Consider the following 26,202-nt stretch of genomic DNA (forward strand, 5'->3'; position numbering starts at 1 on the left):
TGCGGCCGTTGACACGCGTCGGTCGGTACCCGGCCGAGGACCGGACGTCGGGGAGGTCCGTGGTGGCGAAGAAGCGCGGGGTGGGCGAGGGCGAGGTCTCCGAGTCGGAGCGGCTGCTGTTCGGCGGGCCGCTCCGTTACGACATGGGCTGGAGTCAACACCGGGACCGGGCGCTGGAGTTGGGGTTCCGGGCGATGGTGACGCGGTTGCCGTCGCTGCTGGGTTCGAGTTTCCGGCTGGCCTGGGAGGCGGACCGGCGGGCGGCGCGGCTGGTGCTGGTGGCCGAGGTGGGCCGGGGTGTCCTCCAGGCGGTGGGTCTGCTCGCCGTCAACCGTGTGCTGGGCCGGCTGATCGGTGGGGGTGCGATCGAGGACCGGCTGCGGGGTGCCGCCCCCGCGCTGGCCGCGCTGGCTGTCGTCACGTTGCTCGGGGCGTTGCTGCGGGCGGCGTCCACGTATGCCACCGGGCGTCTGGAGCCCAAGGTGGAGCGGGTGGCGACGGAGTTGTATCTGGAGCGGGCGGCGGCTGTGGAGCTGGCCGCGATCGAGGATCACGCCTTTCACAAGCTGCTGGACACCGCGCAGTACGGTGCCGCCTCGGCCCGCCGGATGATCTCGTACTCCAGCCGGGTCGTGAACGCGGCGATCTCGCTGATCGCGGCGGCCGGTGTGCTGACGGTGCTGCATCCGGCGTTGCTGCCGCTGCTGATGACGATGACGGTGCCGAGCGCGTGGAGCGCGCTGACGAACGCGCGGCGCCGGTACGAGTCGTTCCATGTCTGGGTGCAGCATTCCCGGGCCGGTTCGCTGATCGCGTCGTTGTTGACGGAGCCGGGGGCGGCTCCGGAGATCCGGGTGCACGGGGTGGGGCCGTTCCTGCTGCGGCATTTCCGTGCGATGGCGGAGACGGCGGAGGGTGAGCAGGCGCGGCTGGCGGGGCTGGCGGCGCGCACCGGGTTGATCGCGGCGCTGTGGACGGGTCTGGCGACGGTGGCGACGTACGCGACGCTCGGTGGGTTGCTGCTGGCGGGGGCGATGGCGTTGTCGGTGGCGGGGACGGCGGTGATCGCGATCCGGACCGGTTCCGGCAGCCTCGACAGTCTGGTTCTGGAGATCAACTCCCTGCATGAGGAGGCTCTGTTCGTCGGTGATCTGCGACGGCTGTATGTCGAGGCGGCGGAGCGGGCGATTCCGGTCGGGGGTGATCCGCTGCCGGAGGAGCCTCGGGAGATCAGGTTCGAGAACGTCACGTTCCATTACCCGGGTGAGTCGGTGCGGCCAGCTCTGGACGATGTCACGCTCACGCTGCCGCTGGGCCGGATCGTGGCGCTGGTCGGCGAGAACGGTTCCGGCAAGACCACCCTGGTGAAGTTGCTGGCGGGGCTGTACACGCCGGACGGGGGGCGGATTCTCTGGGACGACGTGGACACGGCGACGGTGGACCGGCACGCGCTGGCCGAGCGGATCGCGATGGTGGCGCAGGATTTCAAGCGCTGGCCGTTCACCGCGCGGGTGAACGTCGCCGTGGGCCGGTCCGCCGCGCCGCTGACCGAGGAGCGGGTGGCGGGGGCGGTCGCGGAGGCGGGCGCCGAGGAGGTCGTCGCCGCGTTGCCGCGGGGCCTGGACACGTTGCTGGCCCGGAATTTCAGTGGGGGGCACGAGTTGTCGGGCGGTCAGTGGCAGCGGCTGGGGATCGCGCGGGCGGCGTATCGGCGGGGCCGGATTCTGATCGTGGACGAGCCGACGGCGGCGCTGGACGCGCGGGCGGAGCTGGAGGTGTTCGAGAAGATCCGGGCGCTGGCGGCGAGCGGGCAGACGGTCGTCCTGATCACGCACCGGCTGGCGTCGGTGCGCCATGCGGACCTGGTGCACGTGCTGGACCAGGGCCGCCTGGTGGAGTCCGGCACTCCGGACGAGCTGCTGGCCCGGGGTGGGGTGTACGCGGAGCTGTATGCGTTGCAGGCGGGGCAGTTCACGGCGCCGGTGCCCGCGCCGAAGGCGGGCTGAGCAGGAGGGACGGCCTCGGGGGAACGTCAGGCCAGCGCGTCGAGGGCCGGTTCGGCGCCGCGGACGATCACCAGGAAGGTGTCGGTCGTGAGGTCCATGACGACCTCGGCCGCGAGACCTTCCTGCCGTCGCGCGTGTGCGAACTCCTCGGCCGGCCATGATCCGCGCGGCCCGCCCGCGGGAAAGCGTTCGAGCACGGTTCGCCCGTTCACCACCCTGCACCTCCAGAGAGCGCCAGAGAGCGTCATATGTCGTAGGAGTAAACGCCTTCTGGGGGCTGTAGGGCGCGGTAAGTGGCCGTACTGAGACGTAGCCGACACCCATTCACCCCGGAGGGTGACATTCCGGTGACAGGGTGACGCTCACCGGCACGCACGGCACCGCCCCTCGCACGCGCTGTGCCGGTCTGTGCGACGTGTGGTCAGTCCGGGTACTCGTCGTGGTAGCGGACCCGGTCGCTTCCCGCGGGGGCGCCGAGGGCGGAGGCGCGGCCCGGGGGCTGCTCCCATTCCTCCTGGCGGCCGAGGGCGGTGAGGTCCAGGAAGCTGTTGGTGGAGCCGAGGACGTCGAGGCCGCGCGCGAACGTCGAGTAGGTGTGGAAGACCCGTTCCCCGTCCCGCAGGAAGCAGCTGATGCCGGGCCGGTCGAACAGGTGACCGTCCTGTTCCAGGGTGCCTTCGAAGTCCCGGCTGAAGTCGTTGCCGTAGGAGGAGTACCAGGGCAGTGTCCAGCCCATCCGTGCCTTGAACGGCAGGATCTTGGTGTAGGGCGCCCGGGAGACGGCGGCGAAGGTGGTGCCGCGTGCCTTCAGGTGGGCGAGGTGGCCGACCTGGTCGAGGAAGGCGGAGCAGCTGCGGCAGCCGGCGTCCCAGTCGGGCGCGAACATGAAGTGGTAGACGACGAGTTGGGGGCGTCCCTGGAAGAGGTCGGGCAACGTCGCTTTGCCGTCGCCGCCCTCGAAGAGGTACTCCTCGTCGATCTCGACCATCGGCAGCCGCCGCCGTTCGGCGTTGAGCGCGTCCCGCGCGCGGGTCGCGGCCTTCTCCTTGATCAGCAGTTCTTCGCGCGCGGCGCGCCACTGCTCGCGCGAGACGATCTCCGGAAGCGACATGACTCCTCCTGTACCAACACGGTCCGTACAGGGTGGTGACCGGGGTGAGCGGCGGAACTCATCGCGGCCCCGGAAATTCTTTTCGCCGCCCCCGCCGGTGGCGTCACGTCACCGGCCGTCCGCCGAGGGTGTGACGCCTCGACGGTCAACCGGCCAACGGCAGTTCCGGCAGCCGGAGCCCGCTGCGTTCGCGTTCCTGGGCCAAGTCGTCGAGGAGCGAGGTGAGTTGTTCGGTGTGCCGGGAGGAGAGGCGGCCCGAGTCGTCGAACTGTACGGCGCACGCGGTGGTCGCGTCGACGAGCCGTTCGAGGGTGTGGACGACGTCGTCGGCGCCCGCCGAATGCCGTGCCAGGGACGGGAGTTCGGCGCCGGCGAGGGTGATGGCGGCCCGTGCCTGGGAGAGCGTGCGGTAGGCCTCGCGGCGCAGGGTCCAGCGGACGGCGCGGGCGTCGGCGTCGGCGCTGCCCTTGACGGCCTCCTCCAGCACGTGGGTGAGATAGGCGTGCGCGGCCCGGTGTGCCGCGGCGACCCGGGAGCGCACTCCCCCGCCGCGCTGTCCCGGCATCGGGAGGTGGCCGACGACGAGGACGATCGCGCAGGCCAGCAGGGTTTCGCCGATGCGGCTGAGGGAGGCCTGCGGTTCGCCGCCGACCATCACGAGGGCGAGGATGAGGACGGTGACGACGGCGGTCTGCGCGGCGAAGTGCCGGGTGGCGACGGGGATGAGGGCGCCGCTCACGGCGACCAGCGCGATGAGCCCCTCGGGCCGGGGCAGCACGGCCGCGAACCCGGCGAACACCAGCGCCCCGAGAATCGTTCCTGCGGCTCGGCACAGGACCCGGGAGACGAGCGGTCCGAGGTCGGGCTTGACGAGGAAGACGGCGGTGGCGGGCAGCCAGTACCAGTGGGCGTGCTGTCCGTACCAGCGGGCGTGGTGCAGATACTGGGCGACGCCCACGGCCGCGCCGAAGCAGAGCGCGACCCGCAGCCCGTACTCGCGTCCGCCCGCCCCGAACACGGCGCGCAACGGCGCTGTCGTCGAGCGGGGCCGGGTGTGCAGGTCGCCGCCCTCGCCCCGGTCGAAGGCGTGGGCGGCGTGCAGGAGGGCGTCGTCGAGGGCGCGCAGGGCGGGCGCGGAGCGGTGCGGTGCGGGCAGCGGTCCAGTGGGGGTGTTGCCGCGGACGGCGGCGGCGAGGCGGCGGGGGCCTTCGGAGGCGCGGGCGGTGACGGCGTCCCCGGCCCAGGCCAGCGCGGTGGCGGCCTCGGCCAGCGGGAGGGCGGCGGCGTACTGGGCGTGCAGCCGTCGTTCCGTCGCGGAACTGGCGTAGCGGCGCAGCCGGGGTCCGGCGAGGGCGTCCTGCGCGTGGTCGAGGGCGCCGGTCAGCGCGGCGCGGCGGGCGGTGGCGGTGTCGCTGCCGACGGCGTCGAGAAGGGCGGCGACGGCGTCGTAGACGGCGGCGACGGCGGCCCGTTCGCCGTCGAAGCGGAAGTCTCCGGCGGCGGAGCGGGGGGTCGGCAGCGCGAGGCGCAGGCCGATGAGCCAGCCCGCGCCGACGAGGAAAGCGAGGGCGCGTTGCCAGCCGGCCTCGGGCTGGGGCATCCCGGCGCCGATCGCGGAGGCGACCAGCAGTTGGGTGCCGGCGGCGGAGGCGACGGGTCCGATGGCGCTGACTCCGCCCGCGAGCAGGCCGACGGCGGTGAGGATCAGGGTGAGTGCGACCGGTCCGAGGTGGTCCCCCGTGTACGTCCCGACGAGCATCCCGGCGCCTCCGGCGAGCGCGGGTACGCCGAGCCGTTTGATGGAGGCGCGGCGGCTGCCGGGGCGGTCGTTGATGCCGGCGAGCATGGCGGCGATCGCGGCGACGACGCCGAGCGAGGTGCGGTCCAGGAGCACGGCACCGAGCAGCACGGGTCCGGCGCACAGGGCGCCGCGGACGACGGCGCTCCAGGGCACGGGGCCGCGCTGGGCGCGCAGGGCGTGGGCGAGCCAGGGGGGCAGGGCGGGCAGAGACCGGGTCACGTGGCTCCTGTCGGCTCGACGAAGGGCGGGGTGGCGCCTTCGGGCGACTGTGGCCGGGGCGGTGGTGCGTGCGGTGTCCCCAGGGTAGACGGCGTGGGGTGAGGGAACGGAACGGTTGTATTGCCGGAATGTGTCGGCTCACTCGACGAACGGGTTTCTTTATGAACGAAATCCCCCCTACTCGACCTTGGAAACAAAGGCGGCCTCACAGAGTTCCCGCACCCGCTCCACAGCCCCGACCAGCGCGTCCGGCCCTTCTGCGGCCGCTCCCCCGGCGGCCGGCGCCTCCCGCAGTATGCCGTCGGCTCCCCGTAGCCCGGCCCGCTCCAGGAGGCGTTTGTCGTTGGTCACCCACTCACCGCGCCGGGCCAGCACGGCGTGCCCGGCCTGCATGAGCCCGACGGCGACGCCGCCCAGCGTCTCGGTGAGCCGCCCGTGCCGAGCGTGCTGGTCGACCGCGTATCCGAGGGTGGCCCGTGCGGCGCAGGACCAGTGGGCGAAGGCGGTGGAGCGCAGGGCGGCCGGGTAGGCGACGGGCGGGACGGGCTCGCCCCGCAGGACACGGTTGACGGCGAGTTCGGCGACGACGAGGTAGCTCGGAATCCCGGCGAGGTGGAACAGCAGTGGCTCCACCCGGAAGCGTCCCCGCGCGGCCTCGGCCGCCTCGTGTTCGACGACGTCGAGGTCCCGGTAGTGCACGTCGACGCGCCGCCCGTCGATGTCCAGCCAGGCGCCGCCGTTGAACACCCCGCCGCCCCACCCGCCGACCTCGGACACCTCGCCCGCCCAGCCGAGCGCCCGCACCTCACCGGGATCGAAACGTCCCCGGTAATAGACGGCGAGGTCCCAGTCGCTGTCCTCCCGGAACGTCCCCTGCGCCCGCGACCCCCCGAGCGCCACGGCCCGCGCACCGGTGAGCCCGGCCAGCCGATCGGCGACGACGTCGAGAAAAGCGGATTCGGAGAGGGAAGAGGTCATCCGCCCAGGGTGACCGGCCTGCGCCGACACCGTCGAACGGTTTACTACGGACGGTCGGCGGTCAACGGGCGTGGGCGACCGGGGGTCAACGAGCGTTGGGGGCCGGGGGTCAACGAGCGTTGGCGGCCCGCCTGCCAACGGGCGTTGGCGACTTGCGGTCAACGAGCGTTGGCGGCCCGCCCGTCAGCGGATGCTGGCGGCTGGCGGCTGGCGGTCAACGGGCGTTGGCAGTTGCGGGCCAATGAGCGTTGCGGATGCGGGTCAACGGGTGTTGGCGACCGCCGGTCAACGGGTGTTGCGGATACAGGTCAACGGGTGTTGGCGCAGGCCGACCAGCCAGCTTGCGGGGCGCCCGCCAACGCGCGTGGGCAACCGCCGGCCAACGAGCGTTGGCAGCCGCCGGTCAACACGCGTTGGCAACCGCCGGCCCACAAGCGTTGGCAGCCACCCGTCAACGGGCGTTGGCATCCTCCAGTCAACAAGCGTTGGCAGCCGCCGGTCAACGGGCGTTGGCAGCCGCCGGTCACCACCCGTCGGCAACCGCCCCTCAGCGGGTACCGTCCGCCGCCGTCCCGTGTGCGTTCCGCGCCAGTTCCAACGCGTACGTCGGCCACCACTGGCCCGCCGCCGGGCCGCCCCGGCACGTGCCGTCGGACTCGCCGGGGCGTTTGATCCACAGGTAGGCGTCGAGATGAGCCTGGCCGGTGGCGGTGGTGGGCGGGGTGCCGAGGGCGCGGCCCGGCGGGTTGCACCAGGCGTCGGTGCCGGTGGCGGAGGCGACGGGTCCGTTGCCGTTGCGGCTGCTGTCGATGACGTAGTGGAGACCGCCGAGGTCCTTGGAGAGCCACTCCCCGTAGGCCGAACTGGTCTGGTTCGTCTGGAAGTTGGAGACGTTCAGGGAGACCCCGTCGGCGCGCCGGGCGCCGGACGACCTGAGCGCGTCGTCCAGTCGCCAGGCCTCGGGAATCCAGGCGGAGTTGCCTGCGTCGAGGTAGACGTGGGTGTGGGGGCGGCTCTTGAGGCGGTCGACGGCGTAGGAGAGGAGGGCGTACCGCTCGGTCGCGGTGACGCTCTTGCAGCCCGCGACGACCTGGGCGACGGCGTCCGGTTCGACGATCACGTAGGCGCCCCGGTCGTCGAGGCCCGCGGCGAACTGGTCGATCCAGGTCCGGTAGGCGGCCGCGTCGGGGGCGCCACCGTGGGAGTACTGGCCGCAGTCGCGGTGGGGGATGTAGTAGGCGACGAGGACGGCGAGGCGTCCGGCGCGGGCGGCGGCGGTGGTGCGGGCGCGGACGGTCGGGCCGGGGTCGGGGCCGTACAGCCACTGGGCCTGCGGGCGGGACGCGATCCGCTCCAGCAGCGCCGCGTCCGCCGTCCTGCCCTCCCGGCGCCACTCGGCGACCTGCCGCGCGGCCGGGGAGTCGGGGTCGGTCCACAGCGCGTCGGGCGTCGAACGTGCGGCGGCCGTGCAGCACAGGCCGACCAGGAGCGCGGCGAGGAGCGCGCGGGCGGTTGCGGCACGGGCGCCGAGTGGGCGGCGGGGTGACGGCGGAAGGCTGGGCACGGGCGACTCCGTATCCCGCCGCCGCGACGCCCGGCACGGCGCCGACCGGCGACGACCGGGCGGGGGTTGTCTCCCGGGAGTGTGCGGGCGCCTGCGCCCGGGCCCGGCACCTCGGCCAGCGGTTCGCCGGAAGATCACCCCGACGGCGGCCGACGGCGCCCACCCCTCGGCGGACGCCCCCTGCCACCGTTACGCACTCACGACCGCCGTCACCCGAACACGGCCACCGCCCCGACCGCCGCGACGCGGCCGCGCAGCCGTCGTCACCGGTCACGGCAGCGGTGCCGGTCGGGGTGCCGTCCCCTCCCCACAACACGCGGCCGCGCAGCCGCCGTTACCCAGCCACGGCCGCCACACCCCGAACACGGCCGTCGCCACGCGGTCGCAGCCGTCGTCACGCGGTCACGGCCTCCATCACCCGGTCACGGCCGCGTCGTACCGCACGGCCGTCGCCACACGGTCCCGCACCCGTCGCCACCCGGGCACAGCAGTGGCGCCGGTCGGGGGTGCCACCCCCGACCAACAACACACGGCCGCCGTTACCCGGCCACGGCCGCCATACCCCGAACACGGCACGCGGTCGCAGCCGTCGTTACCCGGGCACGGTCGTCCTCATGCCGTCGCGGTCGTCGTCATGCCGGGGTGGTGCCTGGGCCTCGGTGGCGGTGGGCCCAGTGGGCGGCCTGGTCGCAGAGGTGGATGAGGTCGACCTCGTCGGTGACGTGGTCGAGGTGGCGGTACTCGACGGCGGTGAGGATCACGACGCGTTCGGGCAGCCCGAGTTCGTCGTGGAAGCCGGACGCGAGGACGGCCTCGGCGGCCTGGCCGGCCGAGTCGCCTGCCGCGTGCCGGGCGTGGACGCGTTCCTCCAGTTCACGCAGGTAGGCGAGGTAGCCGCGGACCTCCTGCGGGCTCTGCACCGGGCCGTGGCCGGGGACGATCACCTCGGGGTCGAGGGCGAGGATCGTCTCGCAGGCGGCGATGACGCGGGCGAGCGGGCCGTCCCAGTGCACGGGGTGGTCACCGGCGAAGACGATGTCGCCGGCGCAGACCACCCGGCGGCTCGGGAAGTGCACGATGAGGTCGCCGGCCGAGTGCGCGGGGCCGACCTCGATCAGGTCGACGTCGATGTCCCCGACCCGCAGCGCGTGGCGCCCGGAGAAGGTCACGGTGGGCGGGACGGCGTCGACGCCCTCGTAGGCATAGCGGCCGAAGTGCTCCCGTATGTACCAGCCGAGGGGCGCGTCGGCCGGTGTCTCGTGGGTGAGGACGTGCATCTGCTGCGGGGTGGGTTCCCGGCACAGGTGCTCGGCGCTGGCCTTGGTGGCGATGATCTCGGCACCGGGGAAGGAGCCGTTGCCGAAGGTGTGGTCGCCGTTGACGTGCGTGTTGACGATCGTGCTGACGGCGACACCGGCGGGGAGCACCGGCGCCGCCGCGGCGATCAGGGCGTCGGTCATCGGCTGGTCGTAGGGGGTGTCGATGAGCGCCGCCTGATCGCCGGAGGTGACGAGGAGGCAGTTGGCGAAGCCCCAGGTGCCGGCGTGGCCGGGGGACCACAGGTGGAGTCCGTCGGCGACCAGGGGGAGTCCGTCGGGAAGATTCATGTGGATCATTGTCGTCACAACCGGCCTACAGGTGTCCGACAGCCACGGGTGACGACGCACACACCCGCGCTCTCACGGCACTCCCCCGGCCGCCTCCTGCCCCGCCCCCCACACCCGGCGCTTGGGCAACGGGCGCGCGTAGCTCCCCGCCCGGCTGGTCGTGAGCCCCAACGCGACCAGGGACTCGGCGAGTTTGACGGCCGCGCCGACCCCGTCGACGACCGGCATGCCGAGCCGCTGGCCCCACTCCCGTTGCAGGCCGGTCATTCCGGCGCAGCCCAGCACCAGCACCTCCGCCCCGGCCGCCTTCGCCCGGTCGGCGGCGGCCAGGAACGCCGCCCGGGTGCGCTCCGCGTCGCCGAGGTCGAGGACGCCGAGGCCGGTGGAGACGACGGCGGCGCAGTTGCGGGCGACGCCGGCCAGCTCCAGGCTGTCCTCGATCTGGCCCCGGGAACGGTCGAGGGTGGTGACGACGCCGTAGCGGCGGCCCAGCAGACAGGCGAGGTGGGCGGCGGCCTCGGTGATGTCGACGACCGGCACCTCCACCAACTCCCGTACGCCTTCCCGCCCGTGCTCGCCGAACCCGGCCAGGACGACGGCGTCGTAGCCGGGCCCGTCGTAGGTGCGCAGCAGGTCCATGACGGCGGCGGCGGAGAGGTGGCTGTCGAGCCAGCCCTCCGCCGACTCCGGTCCCCATGCCGGGGTCAGCCCGGTCACGGTGGTGGTGGGACCGGCCGCCGCCCGGGCGCCTCGCACGATCTCCTCGGTCATCTCCCGGGTGGTGTTGCAGTTGGTGACGACGATCCGCACCCGGTTCAGACCTCCTGCGCCGTGCGCTCGCTGCGGCACAGGGCCGCGTACAGACCGGCCGCGAGTGCGGTACCGATGAACCACGAGTAGGGGGCGACGTCGCTGAAGGTCTTCACCAGCGCGAGCACCGCGGCCAGCGCGGCGGACGGCAGGAACGCCCACAGCGCCCGGGGGTTGACGCCCTTGCGGTAGTAATAGCGGCTGCCGGGGCGGGCGTTGAAGAGTTCGTCGACGTCGATCCGGCCGCGCTTGACCCAGTAGTAGTCGACCATGATGACGCCGAACAGCGGTCCCAGGAAGGCGCCGAGGCCGCCGAGGAAGTAGTTGACGACGGTCGGGTTGGAGAAGAGGTTCCACGGGGTGACGACCAGCGCGGCGACCGTGCTGATCATGCCGCCGACCTTGAAGGTGATCTTCTGCGGCCACACGTTGGCCAGGTCGTAGGCCGGGGAGACGAAGTTGGCGACGATGTTGACGCCCATGGTGGCGACGGCGAAGGTCAGCGCCCCCAGGACGAGCACCCAGGTGTTGCCGACCTTGGCGACGAGTTCGGCCGGGTCGGTGATGGCCTTGCCGAAGACCTTCAGGGAACCGGCGGTGACGATGACCGAAACGACCACGAACGCCGTGGAGTTGACCGGCAGGCCCCAGAAGTTGCCGCGCCGCACGGTGCGTTGGTCGGGGGCGAAGCGGGAGAAGTCGCAGAAGTTGAGCATCAGGGTGCCGTAGGTGGCGAGGATCAGGCCGACCGCGCCGAACCACTGCCGCCACTGCTCGCCGACCGGGACGGGGTGCGGGGTGCTGGTGAGGGAGATCGACCAGCCCGCCTTGGCGAGCACCCACACCGCGAGCGCGATCATCACGAGCCAGATCGCGGGGCCGCAGAAGTCCTGGAACTTCCGTACGGATTCCATGCCCTGACTGATGATCAGGGCCTGCACCAGCCACAGCGCCAGGAACGACACCCAGCCGAGCGCGTCGAGTCCGAGGAACGAGCTGTGCGTCCACGACACGAGCCCCGGCCAGGCCGCCAGCAGCATCACGTTGACGGCGACGGACGCCAGATACGTCTGTATGCCGTACCACATGATGGCGATCACGGCCCGGATGAGGGCGGGGATGTTGGCGCCCCAGACGCCGAAGCTGATGCGGCTGATGACCGGGAACGGCACGCCGTGGCGCTGGCCGATCCGGCCCATCCCGTTCATGCCGATGTAGATGAGCACGAAACCGGCGAGCAGGGCGGTGAAGACCTGCCAGACGTTCATGCCGAGGACGAGCAGGCCCGCGGCGAACGTGTAGTTGCCGAGGTTGTGGACGTCGGACATCCACATCGCGAAGAGGTCGAAGACCTTCCAGTTCCGCTTCTCGGCGGGCGCGAGGTCGTCGTTGGTGAGCCGCGGATCGGGGACGAACGCGGGGGCGCCGGTGGCTTCGGCGCGGTCGGTGAGGGACACGGGGGCCTCCAGGGCGGGAGGGGCTGCGGGGACGCCGGAGCAACAGCCGGACGTGTTTGGTATACCAAACTGGGGCCATGGTCCCGCCGTCAGACGTGCGGATGGATGTCGAGTCCGTTAACGCTCCGTAAAAGAGCCCCCGCGTCGGCGAGGATGGCCCCATGGCGAAGATCGAACCTCTCGGCGCGGTGCGCGAACGCGTCCTCGTGGCCCTGCGGCAGGACATCATCGCGGGCCGGTTGCGGCCCGGTGACCGGCTGGTCGAACGGGAGCTGGCCGAGCGCCTCGCGGTCTCCCGGGTGCCGGTCAGGGAGGCGATCCGGGCGCTGGTCGCGGAGGGCTTCGTCCACTTCGAGTCGGCGCGCCGCATAGTCGTACGGCGGCTGACCCTGGCCGACGTCAAGGAACTCTTCGAGCTGCGCGAGGCCCTGGAGGTCTACTCGGCGGGCCTGGCCGCCGAGCGGGCGACACCCCGGGCGCTGGCGGAGCTGGGCGAGCTGCTGGACCGGTGCGCCGCCGCGACCGAGGCCGGTGACGCGGAGACCATCACGGACATCAACAGCCGCTTCCACGACGGCATCCTCGCCCTGGCCGGCAACACCCTGCTGACCTCGGTCCTCGACCCGGTCGCGGGCCGCCTGCGCTGGCTCACCCGGCAGAACGAGGAGTGGCCCCAACTCCTCACCGAACACCGCGAGTTGTACGACGCGGTGGCCTCCGGGGACCCGGACCTGGCCCGCGCCCACGCCCTGACCCACGTCCGCACCAACTACCGCTCGACGGTCCGACAGCTCTTCGGGGAGGGGCAGTTGACGGACGAGTGAGGCCGTTGCGCCCCTCGGCCGCTACGTCCCGTCGGCTTCCCTGGTCCCCTCGATCCCGGCGGCCCGTGCCGCCTCCCGCAGCACCCCGCGCAGCATCTCCGGCGTCAACTTCCCGGTGAACGTGTTGCGTTGGCTGACATGGAAGCACCCGAACACATCGAGCCCGGCCAACGGGACCCGCACACCGTGTCCGAACGCCGGGCGCGGACGCGGCACCGTCCACCCAGCCGCCGCGAAGGCCGAGGCCTCCGAGAACACAGCCTGCCAGCCGAAGGCGCCGAGCACGAGGACCGCCCGCAACGTCGGCCGCAGCAGCCGCAGTTCCTCCACCAGCCAGGGTCGGCAGGTGTCCCGTTCCGCCGGGGTGGGTTTGTTCTCGGGCGGGGCGCAGCGCACCGGGGACGTGATGCGGACGCCGTTCAGCGTCAGGCCGTCGTCGGCGGAGACCGCCGTCGGCTGCGAGGCGAGGCCCACGTCGTACAGCGCCCGGTACAGCACGTCGCCGGAACGGTCGCCGGTGAACACGCGTCCGGTGCGGTTGGCGCCGTGGGCGGCCGGGGCGAGCCCGATGATCAGCAGCCGGGCGTCCGGCGGGCCGAACCCGGGCACCGGGCGCCCCCAGTACGTCCAGTCGGCGAAGGCGGCCCGCTTGGTGCGGGCGACCTCCTCACGCCAGTCCACGAGCCGGGGACAGGCCCGGCACTCCGTGACCCGCTGATCGAGTGCGGCGAGTGAGTCCACGCCCCCACGGTACGGCCGACGGGATAAGGCGGGGCGGGCACGGACATCCCTCCGGCGCAGCCGGTCGCGCGGGCTAAGGTCGTCGGCATGGCTTCCGAAGAGGACGAGGACAGGGCGCCGGTGACCGAGGACCCGAAGGCGGCCGAGGCCGCCGAGACCGCTGCCGCCGTCGCCGCGGCCGTGGCGGCCGCACCCGCGGACGGCGGGACGGTACGGCTCGACAGCTGGATCTGGGCGGTACGGCTGATCAAGACCCGCTCGCTGGGCGCCGCCGCCTGCCGGGGCGGACACGTCCATGTGAACGGCGAGCGCGTGAAACCCGCCTACGCGGTGCGCGTCGGCGACGAGGTACGGGTGCGCCAGGAGGGCCGGGTGCGGATCGTCATCGTCAAGCGCCTGATCCGCAAACGGGTCGGCGCGCCGGTCGCCGCCCAGTGCTATGTCGACAACTCCCCGCCCCCGCCGCCCCGCGAGGCGATCGCCCCCGCCGGGGTCCGCGACCGCGGCACCGGCCGCCCGACCAAGCGCGACCGCCGGGACATGGAACGCCTGCGCGGCCTGACGGACTCGGCCACAGCGGCCCGCACCACCCGCCGCAACGACGACGAGGACACCGCCGGCTGACCGCCCACCGTCGGCCCGCCCGGCGCGGCGGCGGCCACCCGGACCCCGGCCCCCGCTCGGGAGCCACCCGCAGCGGAAGCCGCCCGCACCGGGAACTGTCCGCGACGGGCCCCGCCCCGCAGCGGGCTCGACCCGCGACGAGCCCTGCCTACAGCGCGAACCACCCGTGCCCGGTGTACCAGTGGCCGCCGCCGCGCAGATGGTCCCCGACGGCCCGTTCGAGGGCGGTCCGCCGGGGCAGCGTCTCGACCGGCAGGTCACCGTTGCCGAACACGAACTGCACGGGGTCGGTGTCGGCCGGTTCCGGGTCCTCGCGGGCGACCTGGAACCGCTGCTGGAAGCGGACGATGTGGGAGTCGGCGGGCAGATATTCGGCCAACTGCGGGTCCAGCAGCCAGGAGTGGCAGAGCGCGGCCCGGTACTTCTCGTCGGGATGGTGCCGGGCGAAGAACTCCCCGGCCAGCGCGAGCGACCGGTCACAGGCGCCCGGGGTGAGCGGCCCGAGGCAGTCCGGCACATGGAGGTTGAGGCAGGGCGTGCCGGGAACGGTGTCGAGTCCGGCCGCCGCGAGGGCCCACCCGGTGCGTTCGCCGTGCCAGGCGCGTTGGAACTGGAGCCGCCCCAGCTGGTACAGCTCGCCCCCGAAGTGCAGGGTCAGCCACCGTCGGTCCAGCAGCCCCGGCACGCCGTAGCGCCTGCGGTGCACGGCGAGCTGTCGGCCGAGGTCGGCGAGGGTGCGCCGGGAGATGTCGTCGGGGACGCCCAGGGCACGGTGGTGCGCCCGGGTGTGGGGCAGCGTGGCGACGAACACGTACACCGGGAAGCAGCGCTGGAGGGGGCCGGTCGGCCAGTCCAGGTCGGGCAGGTCGACGCCGCCGCGGATCTCGCCGAGGCCCCGGGTGAGCTGGCCGACGGAGGCTTCCAGGAACTGGCGCAGCTCCGGGTCGTCGATGACGCGGCGGCCCATGCGGACGAGGTCGTTGATGTCCTCGTGGCCCACGCCGAGATCGAGCAGCGTCTCGGCCAGTGCGTCGGCTCGTGGCAGCACGCGGTTCCCCCTTCGGATGTCCGTCCCGGGTCGCGTCCTCGGTGTCCTTCCCGGTCACAACCCTGGCATCCGCCCTGGTCACGCCCGTGGTGTCGGCCTCGTTCGCGCTCTTGGTGTCCGCCTCGTTCGAAGAGTACGTTGCGAGGAGGAAGTGGTGACCGGCGATGCGTACAGGCAGTGAGCCGAGGACCGCGCGCAGTGCGCTGCGGATGCGGTTGTGGCTGAGCGTGTGGGGGCTGGTCTGGACGGTGTTCGGGACGGTGGCGTTCGCGGTGACCGGGCGGCCCGGGTGGGCGATCGCGTGCGGGCTGCTGTGGCTGGTGGTCACCGTGGACCTGGCCCAGATCCTGCGCCACATCCACCAGGGCGCCCGCTACCAGCCGGGCCGCGACGTCCCACCCTTCCGCCCCCCGGAGGACCGACCGCCCCGTTAACCGCACTGCCCATACTGCCCACAGTGCCGACGCGGGTCACAGCCGGTCGGCACCTCTACGGCTCTACGGCTCGAAGCGGGCGGCCTTGAGGTAGCGCGGGTTGGGGTCCAGGGCGGCGGCCAGCCGGAAGTGCCGGGTGGCCAGGTCGGGCTTGCCCTGCCGCTCGTAGGTGCGGGCGAGCGCGAAGTGGGCGAACGCGTTGTCCGGCTCACGCTCCAGGACGATCGTGAACTCCAGCTCGGCGGGCCGCAGTTGCGCGGCGGCGAAGAAGGCACGGGCTCTCAGCAGCCGGGCGGCGGTGTTCTCCGGGTGGGCGGCGATGACACGGTCCAGCAGCTTGACCGCGCCCCGGGGGTCACGGGCGTCGAGCAGCCGCTCGGCGGCACGGAAGTCGATGACATGCGTCTCCGGAGTACGTCCGGTCGATCCGCTGATCTCGGGCACGGATGACTCCTTCCCTCACTGCGGGGCTTCAACGCCCGTCGGCGCCACCGCTATTCCTCGGAAACCTCCGCCGCACCCGCCGCCCCGGCCCGCCGCACGAGGTCCTCCCACACCTCCCGCACCCGCTCCTGGAGCCGGGCGAGCGGAACGTCGTTGTCGACGACGACGTCCGCGATCGCCCGGCGCTGCTCGCGGCTGGCCTGGGCGGCCATCCGGGCCCGCGCGTCCTGCTCGGTCATGCCGCGCAGCCGTATCAGGCGGTCGAGCTGGGTCTCGGGGCTCGCGTCGACGACGATCACCAGGTCGTAGAGCGGCGCCAGTCCGTTCTCGGTGAGCAGCGGGACGTCGTGCACGACGACGGCGTCCTCGGCGGCGGCCGCCTCAAGCTGCCGGGACCGGGCGCCGACCAGGGGGTGCACGATCGCGTTGAGCACGGCGAGCCGCTCGGGGTCGGCGAAGACGATGGCCCCGAGCCGCGGCCGGTCGAGGGCGCCGTCGGCCCCGAGGACGTCCGCGCCGAAGGCGTCGACGACGGCGGCGAGCCCGTCGGTGCCCGGCGCGACGACCTCCCGGGCGATCCGGTCCGCGTCGATCAGTACGGCGCCGCGCTCCACGAGCAGCCGCGACACCTCGCTCTTGCCGGCGCCGATCCCGCCGGTCAGGCCCACCTTCAGCATGAACGTCAGCTTAGGCCCTGCCACTGACAACGCGGCGGGTCAGGCCTCGCCCTCCCGTTCGGCGAGGAACCGCTCGAACTCCTGGCCGATCTCGTCGGCGGACGGGATGTCGACGGGCTCGGCGAGCATGTTGCCCCGGGACTCGGCGCCGGCGACCGCGTCGTACTGGTTCTCCAGGCCCTGGACCAGCGAGACGAGTTCTTCGTCGCCCTCCTGGACCTGCCGGTCGATCTCGGTCTGGGTGCGGTGCGCGTCGGTGCGCAGGGCGTGCGCGATGCTCGGCAGGACCAGTCCGGTGGCGGCGGTGATGGCCTCAAGGACGGTCAGGGCCGCGTCCGGGTACGGGGAGCGGGCGATGTAGTGCGGCACGTGCGCGGCGACCCCGAGGACATCGTGCCCGGCCTCCATGAGGCGGTACTCGACGAGGGCCTCGGCACTGCCGGGGACCTGCGCCTCGTCGAAGGGGCTGCGGTGGCCCGGGACGAGGTCGGTGCGGTTGCCGTGCGGGGTGAGGCCGACGGGGCGGGTGTGCGGGACGCCCATGGGGATGCCGTGGAAGTTCACCGAGAGGCGGACACCGAGGCGCTCGACGATCTGCCGGACGGCGACGGCGAAACGTTCCCACTCCACGTCCGGTTCGGGCCCGGCGAGCAGCAGAAACGGTGCTCCGGTGGCGTCCTGGACGAGCCGCACCTCGATGGCGGGGACCTCGTACTCGGTCCAGCGGTCCCGCTCGAACGTCAGCAGCGGGCGGCGGGCGCGGTAGTCCACCAGCCGGTCGTGGTCGAAGCGGGCGACGACCTGGTGGGGCAGCGAGTCGAGAAACCGCTCGACGAGCTGGTCGCCGGCCTCGCCCGCGTCGATGTATCCGTCGAAGTGGTAGAGCATGACCAGACCGGCCGACTCCTGAGCCAGCGCCGTGTCGACCACGGCGAGCCCCTTCGGCTCCCATGCGTACAAACCCTGCGGATCAAGCACTGTGACCGCCCCTCCTAGTGTTCCCAGGCTTCAACGCCCCCCAGAACCCCGACATTCCCCACCCCACCCCTCTCTCATCCCACCACCCCCACAACACAGCCCAGCCCGACCAACCAAGGGGCGCGGGACCGTATCCATATGCGGCTCCGCCGCGCGGGCGCAACCCACCGGCACCCCACAACACAGCCCGGCCCGACCAACCAGGGGCGCGGGGAACTGCGCGACAAGCCCCCACCGACCGCCAGCCAAAACAACCACCCAACCACCCCTCCCCAGGGGCGCGGGACTGTATCCATATGCGGCTCCGCCGCGCGGGCGCACCCCCATCCCACCGGCCCCCCACAACACAGCCCGATCCGACCAACCAGGGGCGCGGGGAACTGCGCGACAAGCCCCCACCGGCCGTCAGCCAACAACCCACCCCACCGCCCCACTGACCGTCAGCCGACCACTCACCCCACCCCCCACCGCCCCGCGCAGGGGGGTGCACTGAGGGGCCGCACCCCGAAAGGTACGGCCCCTCAATTCCGCCTAAGCCTCAGCGGCTAGCGTTCAGCTCTGCCCACCAGCAAGCTTCTCCCGCAGCGCGGCCAGCGCCTCGTCAGAGGCCAGCGCACCGGAGGTGTCCGCACCCTCGGAGGAGTACGAACCGCCACCGCCACCACCACTGCCACCCGCAGCGGCCGGCGCAGCAGCGTCGCCACCCTCGGCGGCAGCGGCCTCGTCGGCCTCGCGGGACTTGATGACCTGAGCCTGGTGCTGCTCGAAGCGCGTCTGCGCCTCGGCGTACTGGCCCTCCCACGCCTCGCGCTGGGTCTCGTAGCCCTCAAGCCAGTCGTTGGTCTCGGGGTCGAAGCCCTCGGGGTAGATGTAGTTGCCCTGGTCGTCGTAGGACGCGGCCATGCCGTACAGGGTCGGGTCGAACTCGACCGACGCCGGGTCGGCACCGAAGGACTCGTTGGCCTGCTTCAGGGACAGCGAGATCCGGCGACGCTCAAGGTCGATGTCGATGACCTTGACGAAGATCTCGTCGTTGACCTGGACGACCTGCTCCGGGATCTCCACGTGGCGCTCGGCCAGCTCGGAGATGTGGACCAGACCCTCGATGCCCTCGTCCACGCGGACGAACGCACCGAACGGAACCAGCTTCGTGACCTTGCCGGGCACGACCTGGCCGATCTGGTGGGTCCGGGCGAACTGCTGCCACGGGTCTTCCTGCGTCGCCTTCAGCGACAGGGAGACACGCTCGCGGTCCATGTCGACGTCGAGGACCTCGACGGTGACTTCCTGGCCGACCTCGACAACCTCGGAGGGGTGGTCGATGTGCTTCCAGGACAGCTCGGAGACGTGGACCAGACCGTCGACGCCACCCAGGTCCACGAAGGCACCGAAGTTGACGATCGAGGAGACGACGCCGGAGCGGACCTGACCCTTCTGGAGGGTCGTGAGGAAGGTCTGGCGGACCTCGGACTGGGTCTGCTCAAGCCAGGCACGGCGGGACAGGACCACGTTGTTGCGGTTCTTGTCCAGCTCGATGATCTTGGCTTCGAGCTCCTTGCCCACGTAGGGCTGGAGGTCGCGGACGCGGCGCATCTCGACGAGGGAGGCCGGGAGGAAGCCACGGAGGCCGATGTCGAGGATGAGACCACCCTTGACGACCTCGATGACGGTACCGGTGACGATCCCGTCTTCTTCCTTGATCTTCTCGATGGTGCCCCAGGCACGCTCGTACTGGGCGCGCTTCTTCGAGAGGATCAGGCGGCCTTCCTTGTCCTCCTTCTGGAGAACAAGGGCCTCGATCTCGTCACCGACGGCGACGACCTCGTTCGGGTCGACGTCGTGCTTGATCGAGAGTTCGCGGCTCGGGATCACGCCTTCGGTCTTGTAACCGATGTCGAGCAGGACCTCGTCCCGGTCGACCTTCACGATGACGCCGTCGACGATGTCGCCGTCGTTGAAGTACTTGATCGTCTCGTCGATCGCGGCGAGGAAAGCTTCCTCGTTACCGATGTCGTTGACCGCAACCTGCGGGGTGGTGGCGGTGGTCTCGGTGCTGCTCGTCATGTGGGTAAAGGCTCCGGTACGGACATTGAGTCGTAGGTACTGCTACGCCGGGAGCCCGTATCGCTCTGAAGAAGCCGGACAGCCAAGGAAGCGCCTCACCGAACCCTGGTGAGGGCGCCTCGAAAACCGAGGGGACATACGACAGATGCGAGCGCAGCCTGCTAGGTCTGAGGTGCGCAGGCCCGCAGCGCAACTTGTAGCATACGGGGGCAGCCGGGCAGGGTCAATGCGCGAAGGCGCACACCCGGGGCGGATCGCCCCATACCCGGCACAAGAACTGTCCGCGGAGGCCACGCGGCCCCGGGACACCCCTCCCGCGACCCCCTTTCGGGGACCGGCTGGAGGGAAGAGTACGACGAGGGAGCGGATCATCCAAGAGCCCGAAACGTTCGAGCCCGAGGCCGTCAGGCGGGCGGCGGACGGCACCGAGAGTTCCCGGGCCAACCGGGGCTGGTGGGACCGGAACGCGGACGAGTACCAGGTCGAGCACGGCACGTTCCTCGGCGACGACCGCTTCGTGTGGGGTCCCGAGGGTCTGGACGAGGTGGAGGCCGAGCTGCTCGGCCCGCCGGAGGAGCTGACGGGCCGGGACGTCCTGGAGATCGGCGCCGGCGCGGCCCAGTGCTCGCGCTGGCTGACCGCGCAGGGGGCCCGCCCGGTCGCCCTGGACATCTCGCACCGCCAGCTCCAGCACGCGCTGCGCATAGGGGGGACGTTCCCGCTGGTGTGCGCGGACGCGAGCGCGCTGCCGTTCGCGGACGGTTCGTTCGACCTGGTGTGCTCGGCCTACGGGGCGCTGCCGTTCGTGGCGGACCCGGTGGTGGTGCTGCGGGAGGTGCGCCGGGTGCTGCGGCCCGGCGGCCGGCTGGTCTTCTCGGTGACCCATCCGATCCGCTGGGCGTTCCCCGACGAGCCGGGTCCGGAGGGGCTGTCGGTGGCGTCGTCGTACTTCGACCGCACGCCGTACGTGGAGCAGGACGACGACGGCGGCGCGGTCTACGTCGAGCACCACCGCACGGTCGGCGACCGGGTGCGGGACGTGGTGGCGGGCGGTTTCCGGCTGGTCGACCTGGTCGAGCCGGAGTGGCCGGCCTGGAACACCTCGGAGTGGGGCGGCTGGTCCCCGTTGCGCGGCCATCTCATCCCCGGGACGGCGATCTTCGTCTGCGAACGGGACTGACGGCGTGCTCCGGCGGGACGCCCTCGACGGGCTCCCGGTCCGCTCGGCGCTGCCCGCTCTGCGGGCGGCCCTGGACGGGCACGGGGCGGCGGTGCTGTGCGCGCCGCCGGGCACCGGCAAGACGACGCTGGTGCCGCTGGTCCTGGCCGGGCTGGTCGGCGACGGTCCGCCGCGCCGGGTCGTGGTGGCCGAGCCGCGCCGGATCTCGGCCCGCGCGGCGGCCCGCCGGATGGCCTGGCTGCTGGGCGAACGGCCCGGCGAGAGCGTCGGTCACACGGTGCGCGGCGAGCGGGTCGTCGGGCGGCACACGCGCGTGGAGGTCGTCACGACCGGTGTGCTGCTGCAACGCCTGCAACGCGACCAGGAGGTGACGGGCGTCGACGTGGTGGTCCTCGACGAGTGTCATGAGCGGCACCTGGACGCGGACACCGTGGCGGCGTTCCTGTGGGACGTGCGCGAGACGCTCCGGCCCGAGCTGCGGCTGGTGGCGGCCTCGGCGACCACGGACGCGGACGGCTGGGCGCGGGTGCTGGGCGGGGCGCCGGTGATCGAGGCGGCCGGGGTCGCCCACCCCGTGGAGGTGGTCTGGGCACCCCCGGTCCGTCCCGTCCGGCCGCCGCACGGGATGCGGGTGGACCCGGCGCTGCTCACGCATGTGGCGTCGGTGGTGCGGCGGGCGCTGGCCGAGCGGGACGGCGACGTGCTGTGCTTCCTGCCCGGCGTGGGCGAGATCGCGCGCGTGGCGGGGCAGTTGGGTCAACTCGGTGACGTCGAACTGCTCCAGGTGCACGGGCGGGCCCCGGCCGCCGTGCAGGACGCGGTGCTGGCGCCCGGGGCGCGGCGCCGGGTGGTGCTGGCGACGTCGGTGGCGGAGTCGTCGTTGACGGTTCCGGGGGTGCGGGTGGTCGTCGACTCGGGGTTGGCGCGGGAGCCTCGGGTGGATCACGCGCGCGGGCTGAGCGCGCTGACGACGGTGCGGGCCTCGCAGGCGTCCGGGCGGCAGCGGGCGGGGCGGGCCGGGCGGGAGGCGCCGGGGGCGGTGTACCGGTGCTGGACGGCGGCGGAGGACACCCTGCTGCCGCGGTTCCCGGCGCCGGAGATCAAGGTGGCCGACCTGACGGCGTTCGCCCTCCAGGCGGCCTGCTGGGGCGACGCGGACGCGTCCGGGCTCGCGTTGCTCGATCCGCCGCCGGCCGGGGCGATGGCGGCGGCCAGGTCCGTCCTGACGGCGGTCGGTGCCCTCGACCCCGCCGGTCGGGCCACGCCACGCGGCGTGCGGCTCGCCCGGCTCGGGGTGCACCCGCGTCTGGGCCGGGCGCTGCTGGACACGGGCGGCGCGGGCGCCGAGGTGGTGGCGCTGCTGAGCGAGGAGGCGCCCCGCGCGTACGGCGACGACCTCGCCGCCGCCCTGCGCACGGCCCGGCGCGGGGGTGACGCGTACGCGGCGCGGTGGCGGACGGAGGTGCGGCGGCTGCGGTCGGCCGCGGCCGAGTTCACGGACCCGGCCGGGACCCCGGTCACCGCCGGGGAGAACGGTTTCGGCGGCGGGCTCTCCGACGAGCGGCTCGCCGGGTTGGTGTGTGCGTTGGCGTTTCCGGAGCGGGTGGCCAGGGCGGACGGGGGTTCGTGTCTGATGGCGTCCGGTACCCGGGCGGAGCTGGCGGACGGGTAGGCGTTGCGCGGGGTGCCGTGGATCGCCGTCGCCGTGGCGGACCGGCCGGCCGGTGCCGGGCACGCGCGCGTGCGGCTCGGGGCCGTGCTGGACGAGGAGGTGGCCCGGCGGGCGGCGGCCTCCTTGTACGCGCGGGAGCGGGAGGTGCGCTGGCGGGACGGGGACGTCGTGGCGCGGCGGGTGGAGCGGCTGGGGGCGATCGAACTGGCGGTGCGGCCGCTCACCGACCCCGACCCCGCCGTCGTTCGAGAGGCGCTGGTGGAGGGGTTGCGGCGGGACGGGCTCGGGTTGCTCAGGTGGTCGGCGGACGCGGAGGTGCTGCGGCAGCGGCTGGCGTTTCTCCGGCTGCGGCTGGGTGAGCCGTGGCCGGAGGTCACCGACGACGCGCTCCACGCGCGCGTGGACGACTGGCTGGAGCCCGAGTTGGGGCGGGCCCGGCGCCGCGCCGACCTCGGCCGGATCGACGCGGGGCGGGCGTTGGCGCGGCTGCTGCCGTGGGCGTCGGGGGAGGCGGTGCGTTTCGAGTCGTTGGCGCCGGAACGGATCACTGTGCCGAGCGGGTCGCGGGTCCGGGTCGACTACGGCGATCCGCGTCAGCCGGTGCTGGCGGTGAAGGTGCAGGAGATGTTCGGGTTGCGGGAGTCGCCCGTGGTGGCGGGGGTGCCGGTGCTGGTCCACCTCCTGTCCCCCGCCGGGCGTCCCGCGGCCGTGACCGCCGACCTGGCGTCCTTCTGGAACGACGGCTACAAGGCGGTGCGGGCCGAACTGCGCGGCCGGTACCCGAAGCATCCGTGGCCCGAGGACCCGGCGACGGCCGAGCCGACCCGGCACACCAACGCACGGCTCAGAGGCTGACTCGACGAGATGTGACGGGCCGTCAGATTTGGCCCGATGGCAACGGGCGGGTGAGCGGGGAAAGGTCGGGCACGCGCGAGGGCGCCCCGTCCGCAGCGGCGGAGGGGGCGCCCTGGTCGGTCGGTTACGCGGAGGGGCTCGCCGAGGCGCTCGGGGTGGCGCTCGGGGTGGGCGACACGTCGGCCGCCGAGACCGTCAGCCAGACCAGGCGACTGGCGCCGCCCGCGGTGGTGACGCGGAGCAGGAAGATGCCGGTGGTGGAGTCGGCGTACATCTTCGGCAGCCGCACCACGCCCTGGGCGTCGGTCTTGAGGCCGGTCAGGGTACGGACCGCCGTGCCGTCGGCGTCCTTGAAGTAGGGGCCCTTGTCGTTCTCGGAGGTGTCGAGGAGCCCCTTGATCACGGTGGCCGTGACGGCGACGTTGTCCGCGGCGGCGCCCTGGTAGGTGGCCTTCAGCTCCACCCGCTCGGCGAACTCACCGCCCGCGGCGCAGGTCAGCGCCGTACTCGTGGTGCGGGCGACGGAGTCGGCGACGCGCTCGGTGACGGTCGCCTGGTAGTCGAGCCCGGTGATCGAACGGCCGACGACGGTGGCCCGCACGACGACGTCGCCGGTCTTCTCACCGGCCACCAGCGCGGGCGCGACGGCGACGCCGGAGTCCTTGGTGACGACGGTGGCCACGGACTCGCCCCCGGCGAACGTCGTGTCGGTGTCCCCGACGATGGTGAAGCGGACCCTGACCTTCCCGACGGCGGTCCCGTCCTTCGTCTCCGCCTTGGCGCTGATCTTCTGCGCGAACGTGTCCCCCGCCCGCGCCGAGAGCTTCGCCGTCCCCCCGTCGACCAGGTGGTCCACGGTGTCGGTGGGCGTGGGCGCAGGCGGCGTGGTGGTCGGCGGGGTCGTGGTGGGCGGGGTGGAGGCGGGCGGCGTCGGCTCGGGGCTCGCGGAGCCGGGCGTGGCCGGAGTGGTGGGCTTGGTCTTCGCGGGGGTGGTGGGCGACGGAGTCGGCTCGGCCCGGTCGCTGTCGTCGTCGCTGCGGCTGGACGGAACGCTGCCGGTGCCGTCCGGGACCTCGTGGGTGCCCTTGCGGTAGTACTCCAGCCACGACCGGACGGTGCCCAGATACGCCTGCGAGTTGTTGTAGCTGAGGATCGCGCGGTCGAGATCGTCGGCGACGGACAGGTCCCAGCCGTTGCGGCACAGGTAGTGACCGGCGGCGAGGGCGGCGTCGTAGACGTTGTTGGGGTCCTTCACCCCGTCGCCGTTGCCGTCCCGGCCGGCCCACGCCCACGTCGACGGGATGAACTGCATCGGCCCGACCGCCTGGTCGTACGTGCTGTTGCCGTCGTACGCGCCGTTGTCGGTGTCCTTGATCAACGCGAAGCCGTTGCCGTCGAGTTCGGGACCGAGGATCGGGGTGATCGTGGTGCCGTTCGCGTCCACCGCGCCGCCGCGCGCCTGGCCCGACTCGACCTTGCCGATCGCCGCGAGCAGCTCCCAGGGCAGGTTGCAGCCGGGCTTGGAGGAGGCGAGTTCGGCCTCCGCCTTCTTGTAGGCGTCCAGGACGGTCGCGGGTATCCCGGCCTCGGCCTCGCCCTGCGCGACCGGCGTGCCGAGGGAGGACTCGGTGGGCGTCGGCTTCGGGCTGTTGAGCGGCGGAAGGTCCGTGTAGTAGGGGGAGTTGCCCGTCGCGCCGCCCTCGCCGGAGCCGGCTTCGGGTGCGGTCTGGGCGTCGGAGGCGGTGGTTCTGCCGTGGTCGTCGACCGCGACGCCGGGCGCCTGGGACGCGGACAGAGCCGCGACCGCCGCCGCGGCCACGGCTGTGGTCGCCGCTCCCTTGCGCAGCCTCCTGCCGATGTGCGCCGCCATTGAGTGACCAACCCCTCCCCTGGACGCACCCGAGCGCCCGTCCCTGTCCCTCGCGAACCCGACGGGCCCGCGCTCTTGTGACGATCGAAGTGACGCGGTGGTTGCCCTCACCGAAGAAATCAACAGGCCTGCCACCACCCCGGCACGACAACCCAGGCGACCCTACGACAACTTCCTTTGCACGGGGACCCGTTGACTACAGGATTCCCAAGAACCGGGACGGAAGGGGCGGATGGGGCGGGCGGGGGGCGAGTGGAGGGGGCGACGGAGGCATCACCAACGGTGGCTGGAGGGCGAGTGGAGGGGGCGACGGAGGCGTCACCAACGGTGGGTGGAGGCGGGACGGGCACGGAAGCGTGGCCCCACGCCGAGCTGCTGAGCGGGCGGCTGGGCCACCCGGCGGGCTACGTGAGGTCGCGTCGGCCACATCCGGCGCAGAGACCGCCCGGCCATACTGATCCGCAGCGAACGTCCGTCCCCAGGAGCCCCGTTGCCGTTCACCCTCAGCCATGCCGCCGCCGTACTCCCGGCGGTGCGCGCCGACGGAACGGGGCGGGCCCGCCTGGTCCCGGCCGTCCTGATCGCGGGTTCCTTCTCGCCCGACCTGACGTACTACGCGGCGAGTGTGGTGGCCGGGGCGATGGAGTTCGGGGAGGTGACGCATTCGTTCGCGGGCGTCTTCACGGTCGACGTGCTCATCACCTGGGCGTTGGTCGCCCTGTGGCTCCTGCTCCGCGAACCGCTGGTGGCCCTCCTGCCCCGGGCCCGGCAACCCGGCCCGGCGACGCTGCTGCGCTGCGGCACCCGTCGTGCCCGCCTCAGCCCTGCCCTGGCCGCCCGCTGGTACGCCTCGGCCGTGATCGGCGCCCTCACCCATGTCGTATGGGACGCCTTCACCCACCTCGACCGCTGGGGCATGCGCGTGTTCCCGGCCCTGGCCGACGAGTTGGCGGGAGCGCCGCTGTACTGGTACCTCCAGTACGGAGGCTCGGCGGTGGCGGCGATGGCGATCGTGGGGTTCCTGGTACGGGCGGTTCGGGGCGACGGGGCTGGTCGGGGGGCTGCGGGGGCGGAGGGGGCGGTTCTGCCTGCCGGGTCGGAGGCGGTGCCTGGTGGGCGGGCGGCCCTGGCTGGAGGGGCGGAGGCGGTCCTTGGCGGGCGGGCGTTCCTGGCTGATCGGTCGGAGGAGGTCCCTGGTGGGCGGGCGGTCCGGCCCGGTGGGTCGGGAACAGCAGCTG

At 72.8% G+C, this 26,202-nt stretch carries 21 protein-coding genes and 1 pseudogene; 7 read left to right on the forward strand and 15 right to left on the reverse strand.

What is annotated here, in order from left to right:
• Positions 1 to 143: 143 nt before the first annotated feature.
• Positions 144 to 2,006, forward strand: coding sequence for an ABC transporter ATP-binding protein (locus ACIQOU_RS32395; protein WP_401542927.1), 1,863 nt, complete (start codon positions 144 to 146; stop codon positions 2,004 to 2,006).
• A gap of 26 nt (positions 2,007 to 2,032) precedes the next feature.
• On the opposite strand, the gene ACIQOU_RS32400 is transcribed toward ACIQOU_RS32395, so the two are convergent.
• The 8 genes from ACIQOU_RS32400 to ACIQOU_RS32435 all read right to left on the reverse strand — a co-directional run bounded on the left by ACIQOU_RS32400 (position 2,033) and on the right by ACIQOU_RS32435 (position 11,553).
• Positions 2,033 to 2,221 (reverse strand): hypothetical protein, encoded by a 189-nt coding sequence (locus ACIQOU_RS32400; protein ID WP_401542697.1) that lies wholly within the window; start codon positions 2,219 to 2,221, stop codon positions 2,033 to 2,035.
• Between the two features lie 206 nt (positions 2,222 to 2,427).
• Entirely contained in the window at positions 2,428 to 3,117 is a 690-nt protein-coding gene (locus ACIQOU_RS32405; protein WP_401542700.1) for a DUF899 domain-containing protein, read from the reverse strand.
• A 145-nt stretch (positions 3,118 to 3,262) separates the two neighbouring features.
• Positions 3,263 to 5,137 (reverse strand): FUSC family protein, encoded by a 1,875-nt coding sequence (locus tag ACIQOU_RS32410; RefSeq protein WP_401542703.1) that lies wholly within the window; start codon positions 5,135 to 5,137, stop codon positions 3,263 to 3,265.
• Positions 5,138 to 5,314: 177 nt separating this feature from the next.
• A complete protein-coding gene (locus tag ACIQOU_RS32415; protein WP_401542706.1) occupies positions 5,315 to 6,115 on the reverse strand; it encodes a nucleotidyltransferase domain-containing protein in 801 nt (266 codons plus the stop codon).
• A gap of 547 nt (positions 6,116 to 6,662) precedes the next feature.
• Complete coding sequence (locus ACIQOU_RS32420; protein ID WP_401542708.1) at positions 6,663 to 7,679, reverse strand: glycoside hydrolase family 6 protein; 1,017 nt, start codon at positions 7,677 to 7,679, stop codon at positions 6,663 to 6,665.
• Between the two features lie 632 nt (positions 7,680 to 8,311).
• Positions 8,312 to 9,286 (reverse strand): MBL fold metallo-hydrolase, encoded by a 975-nt coding sequence (locus ACIQOU_RS32425; RefSeq protein WP_401542711.1) that lies wholly within the window; start codon positions 9,284 to 9,286, stop codon positions 8,312 to 8,314.
• A 72-nt stretch (positions 9,287 to 9,358) separates the two neighbouring features.
• Positions 9,359 to 10,096, reverse strand: a complete 738-nt coding sequence (locus tag ACIQOU_RS32430) for an aspartate/glutamate racemase family protein (protein ID WP_401542714.1) — start codon at positions 10,094 to 10,096, stop codon at positions 9,359 to 9,361.
• Between the two features lie 5 nt (positions 10,097 to 10,101).
• Positions 10,102 to 11,553 carry an NCS1 family nucleobase:cation symporter-1 gene (locus ACIQOU_RS32435; RefSeq protein WP_401542717.1) on the reverse strand — a complete coding sequence of 484 codons (1,452 nt, stop codon included), beginning with the start codon at positions 11,551 to 11,553 and terminating at the stop codon, positions 10,102 to 10,104.
• Between the two features lie 161 nt (positions 11,554 to 11,714).
• On the opposite strand from ACIQOU_RS32435, the gene ACIQOU_RS32440 reads away from it, so the two are divergent.
• On the forward strand, positions 11,715 to 12,377 hold the full coding sequence (locus ACIQOU_RS32440; protein ID WP_401542719.1) for a GntR family transcriptional regulator: 663 nt from the start codon (positions 11,715 to 11,717) through the stop codon (positions 12,375 to 12,377).
• Between the two features lie 21 nt (positions 12,378 to 12,398).
• On the opposite strand, the gene ACIQOU_RS32445 is transcribed toward ACIQOU_RS32440, so the two are convergent.
• The gene (locus tag ACIQOU_RS32445; protein WP_401542722.1) at positions 12,399 to 13,118 is read right to left on the reverse strand and encodes a uracil-DNA glycosylase; all 720 of its coding nucleotides are present in this window, start codon (positions 13,116 to 13,118) and stop codon (positions 12,399 to 12,401) included.
• Positions 13,119 to 13,205: 87 nt separating this feature from the next.
• Between ACIQOU_RS32445 and ACIQOU_RS32450 the strand changes: the two genes are divergently transcribed.
• Positions 13,206 to 13,742 (forward strand): RNA-binding S4 domain-containing protein, encoded by a 537-nt coding sequence (locus ACIQOU_RS32450; protein WP_401542725.1) that lies wholly within the window; start codon positions 13,206 to 13,208, stop codon positions 13,740 to 13,742.
• Positions 13,743 to 13,890: 148 nt separating this feature from the next.
• Here the strand turns inward: ACIQOU_RS32450 and ACIQOU_RS32455 are convergent, their stop codons facing one another.
• The gene (locus tag ACIQOU_RS32455) at positions 13,891 to 14,790 is read right to left on the reverse strand and encodes an acyltransferase domain-containing protein (RefSeq protein ID WP_401542728.1); all 900 of its coding nucleotides are present in this window, start codon (positions 14,788 to 14,790) and stop codon (positions 13,891 to 13,893) included.
• A 164-nt stretch (positions 14,791 to 14,954) separates the two neighbouring features.
• Between ACIQOU_RS32455 and ACIQOU_RS32460 the strand changes: the two genes are divergently transcribed.
• The gene (locus ACIQOU_RS32460) at positions 14,955 to 15,224 is read left to right on the forward strand and encodes a DUF6343 family protein (RefSeq protein ID WP_401542731.1); all 270 of its coding nucleotides are present in this window, start codon (positions 14,955 to 14,957) and stop codon (positions 15,222 to 15,224) included.
• 63 nt (positions 15,225 to 15,287) lie between these two features.
• Here the strand turns inward: ACIQOU_RS32460 and ACIQOU_RS32465 are convergent, their stop codons facing one another.
• The 4 genes from ACIQOU_RS32465 to rpsA form a co-directional block, all read right to left on the reverse strand.
• Positions 15,288 to 15,668 (reverse strand): tetratricopeptide repeat protein, encoded by a 381-nt coding sequence (locus ACIQOU_RS32465; protein ID WP_401542734.1) that lies wholly within the window; start codon positions 15,666 to 15,668, stop codon positions 15,288 to 15,290.
• 50 nt (positions 15,669 to 15,718) lie between these two features.
• Complete coding sequence (coaE, locus tag ACIQOU_RS32470; protein WP_401542736.1) at positions 15,719 to 16,345, reverse strand: dephospho-CoA kinase; 627 nt, start codon at positions 16,343 to 16,345, stop codon at positions 15,719 to 15,721.
• A 39-nt stretch (positions 16,346 to 16,384) separates the two neighbouring features.
• On the reverse strand, positions 16,385 to 17,323 hold the full coding sequence (locus ACIQOU_RS32475) for a PAC2 family protein (RefSeq protein ID WP_401542739.1): 939 nt from the start codon (positions 17,321 to 17,323) through the stop codon (positions 16,385 to 16,387).
• 552 nt (positions 17,324 to 17,875) lie between these two features.
• On the reverse strand, positions 17,876 to 19,387 hold the full coding sequence (gene rpsA, locus ACIQOU_RS32480) for a 30S ribosomal protein S1 (RefSeq protein WP_401542742.1): 1,512 nt from the start codon (positions 19,385 to 19,387) through the stop codon (positions 17,876 to 17,878).
• 226 nt (positions 19,388 to 19,613) lie between these two features.
• Here rpsA and ACIQOU_RS32485 point away from each other — a divergent pair, with 226 nt between their 5' ends.
• Together ACIQOU_RS32485 and hrpB are read left to right on the forward strand one after the other, a co-directional pair.
• Positions 19,614 to 20,567 (forward strand): class I SAM-dependent methyltransferase, encoded by a 954-nt coding sequence (locus tag ACIQOU_RS32485; protein WP_401542745.1) that lies wholly within the window; start codon positions 19,614 to 19,616, stop codon positions 20,565 to 20,567.
• A gap of 4 nt (positions 20,568 to 20,571) precedes the next feature.
• A pseudogene (gene hrpB, locus ACIQOU_RS32490) lies at positions 20,572 to 23,094 on the forward strand (ATP-dependent helicase HrpB).
• A gap of 124 nt (positions 23,095 to 23,218) precedes the next feature.
• Here the strand turns inward: hrpB and ACIQOU_RS32495 are convergent.
• Entirely contained in the window at positions 23,219 to 24,964 is a 1,746-nt protein-coding gene (locus tag ACIQOU_RS32495) for a lytic transglycosylase domain-containing protein (RefSeq protein WP_401542748.1), read from the reverse strand.
• 490 nt (positions 24,965 to 25,454) lie between these two features.
• On the opposite strand from ACIQOU_RS32495, the gene ACIQOU_RS32500 reads away from it, so the two are divergent.
• The coding region (locus ACIQOU_RS32500) for a DUF4184 family protein (protein WP_401542750.1) at positions 25,455 to 26,202 on the forward strand (748 nt) is incomplete at its 3' end.

It is taken from the genome of Streptomyces sp. NPDC091279 (assembly GCF_044757465.1).
In the GTDB taxonomy this organism is placed as follows: domain Bacteria; phylum Actinomycetota; class Actinomycetes; order Streptomycetales; family Streptomycetaceae; genus Streptomyces.

Coding starts and splice junctions, on each gene's coding strand:
- ACIQOU_RS32395 (WP_401542927.1), top strand. CDS start 144: ATGGGCTGGAGTCAACACCGGGACCGGGCGCTGGAGTTGGGGTTCCGG.
- ACIQOU_RS32405 (WP_401542700.1), bottom strand. CDS start 3,117: ATGTCGCTTCCGGAGATCGTCTCGCGCGAGCAGTGGCGCGCCGCGCGC.
- ACIQOU_RS32415 (WP_401542706.1), bottom strand. CDS start 6,115: ATGACCTCTTCCCTCTCCGAATCCGCTTTTCTCGACGTCGTCGCCGAT.
- ACIQOU_RS32425 (WP_401542711.1), bottom strand. CDS start 9,286: ATGAATCTTCCCGACGGACTCCCCCTGGTCGCCGACGGACTCCACCTG.
- ACIQOU_RS32440 (WP_401542719.1), top strand. CDS start 11,715: ATGGCGAAGATCGAACCTCTCGGCGCGGTGCGCGAACGCGTCCTCGTG.
- ACIQOU_RS32450 (WP_401542725.1), top strand. CDS start 13,206: ATGGCTTCCGAAGAGGACGAGGACAGGGCGCCGGTGACCGAGGACCCG.
- ACIQOU_RS32460 (WP_401542731.1), top strand. CDS start 14,955: ATGCGTACAGGCAGTGAGCCGAGGACCGCGCGCAGTGCGCTGCGGATG.
- coaE (WP_401542736.1), bottom strand. CDS start 16,345: ATGCTGAAGGTGGGCCTGACCGGCGGGATCGGCGCCGGCAAGAGCGAG.
- rpsA (WP_401542742.1), bottom strand. CDS start 19,387: ATGACGAGCAGCACCGAGACCACCGCCACCACCCCGCAGGTTGCGGTC.
- ACIQOU_RS32485 (WP_401542745.1), top strand. CDS start 19,614: ATGCGCGAAGGCGCACACCCGGGGCGGATCGCCCCATACCCGGCACAA.
- ACIQOU_RS32495 (WP_401542748.1), bottom strand. CDS start 24,964: ATGGCGGCGCACATCGGCAGGAGGCTGCGCAAGGGAGCGGCGACCACA.